This is a genomic window from Vibrio sp. D173a (assembly GCF_030248475.1).
On sequence record NZ_JAHGAH010000399.1, the window covers coordinates 1 to 874 of the forward strand.

The following is an 874-nucleotide window of genomic DNA, read 5'->3' on the forward strand; positions in this document are numbered from 1 at the left end:
TCATGGACTGGTCACCAGAAGGCATGAATCCTGTGTAACCAAATGCTTCTTTATCAGTGACATCTAAGACGTGTTCACCCGAGACCACCGCTTCACCGTTGGCATCGGCCAATATGGCCTGCGCCTGAGCGTACTCAGCCCAGTGGCTTATGCTCTGGTCATTGAGCTCCCCAATATCAAAGCCTTGTAAATCCCAGCCCTTTTCATACTCGAACCCATCATCAATGCCATCGCCATCACTGTCTGGGCTACACGGATCACTCAGATGCTGACCTGTTTCGATCCCCATCTCCAGACCATCCGAAAGACCGTCTCCATCACTGTCTGCATTGTAAGGATCACTGCATGTTGACAACTCAAAAGTATCACTTAGCCCATCACCATCATGGTCCGTCTCAACTTCAGCTGGCGCCATCAACTTTAATTCAGACAACTTCATATCAAAGGTGCCAGTCGCCACGTTCTCAACCCACAGGCCCCTGTAACGGCTAAAGTCGTAATACGCCATTAAGTCGCCTTCACCTGCTCGCGGTGGCACCACCATGTAGCCTTGTATGTCGCTGCCATCAAGCGCTCGTGACCAAACTTGAACATCGTTCAAGCGGGCATCCTGAAAATCTGAAGCACCCTCCAAACGGTTCATCGCGCCAACGAGTAAACTCCTCAAGCTGTCCCCTTGAAATTCAACATAGGTTTCACGGCTAATTTCTCGTCCATTAAGGTAAAAAATTCGTTCACGCGAGGCTTTATCGAATACAACGGCCAGGTGCAGCCATTGATCCACCTCAACCTTGTCTAACTCTGTATCCCAGTCACTACCAGCACCAAATGTCGGCCTGCCATGATCTAATCCAACATACAGTCGGTGATCATC

At 49.8% G+C, this 874-nt stretch carries 1 protein-coding gene; it reads right to left on the bottom strand.

The features are described 5' to 3' along the window. Positions 1 to 874, bottom strand: an 874-nt coding sequence (locus tag KIV40_RS26195) for a LamG-like jellyroll fold domain-containing protein (protein WP_306431898.1), incomplete at both ends; no start/stop codon positions are given.